Origin of the sequence: Luteipulveratus flavus (genome assembly GCF_029439465.1) — a bacterium.
In the GTDB taxonomy this organism is placed as follows: domain Bacteria; phylum Actinomycetota; class Actinomycetes; order Actinomycetales; family Dermatophilaceae; genus Luteipulveratus; species Luteipulveratus flavus.
Genome location: NZ_JAROAV010000011.1, coordinates 1 through 827, shown reverse-complemented (window position 1 = coordinate 827; position 827 = coordinate 1). Strand labels below are relative to the sequence as shown.

At 72.8% G+C, this 827-nt stretch carries 2 protein-coding genes; both read right to left on the bottom strand.

Features of this window, described 5'->3' with window-relative positions; translation table 11 throughout:
- A partial coding sequence (locus P4R38_RS04445) for a pilus assembly protein TadG-related protein (protein WP_277191214.1) occupies positions 1-374 on the bottom strand: 374 nt, incomplete at its 3' end.
- The coding region (locus tag P4R38_RS04440; RefSeq protein WP_346770737.1) for a pilus assembly protein at positions 371-827 on the bottom strand (457 nt) is incomplete at its 5' end. The genes P4R38_RS04440 and P4R38_RS04445, both read right to left, overlap by 4 nt.

Sequence of the window (827 nt, the reverse complement as noted above, 5' to 3'; positions counted from 1 at the left end):
CGGACGTTGCCCCGGAGCCGGACGACGGCAGTGGAGCCGTCGACCGCACCGGTGCCCTCGATCAGACCCCAGCTGGTGACGTGCGTCGGCCGCTCCTGGCGAGCGAGGCTGTCGCCCGCCGTCCGGCCCACCGACTCGTCGGTCAGCTGCAGGCTCGTACCCACGCCGCCGCTGTAGACGGTCGCCGGATCGATCGCGTCGGCGGCGTCCGCGGCTGCCGCGTCCGAGGCGTCGATCAGCCGCATCCGGGCCAGCTGCACCGCGGTGACGTCGACACCGCCCATCACCAGCACGGCCAGGATCGCGAAGAGACCCGCGATCAGGATGGAGATACGACCCTCCTCCCCGCGCAGCCGACGCAGCAGCCGCCTCACGACATCGCCCCGAACCGGTCCACCCGCTCGGCGTGATCGGCGCTCACCTCGATCGCCGTCGGCAGGATCCCGGACAACGCGTCCGGCAGCAGCGGCAGCTGGACCGCGAGCGTCGCGTGCGTCCGAACGAGGGCGTCCCGGGTCAGGCACGGGTCGGCGTCACAGGTGACCGTCACCGCGCCGTCGTCGAAACCCTGGTCCTGGTACGCCATCCGCGCCGAGACCTGGGCCCGCGCCGCACCGTCCGCCTCCGACGACGCGGTCACGTACGTCCGTCCCGCCTCACGGGATGCCGCAGCGACCGCGTACGTCCCCGCCTGCAACCGCGCGAGCGTGACGATGAGGTAGAACACCGGAAGCGTCATCACGACCCCGAGCACGATGAACTCCACGACCGCGCTCCCCCGCTCGCGCCGACGCCCTCGTCGCAGCAGGCCCAGTCGGCGCAGCACC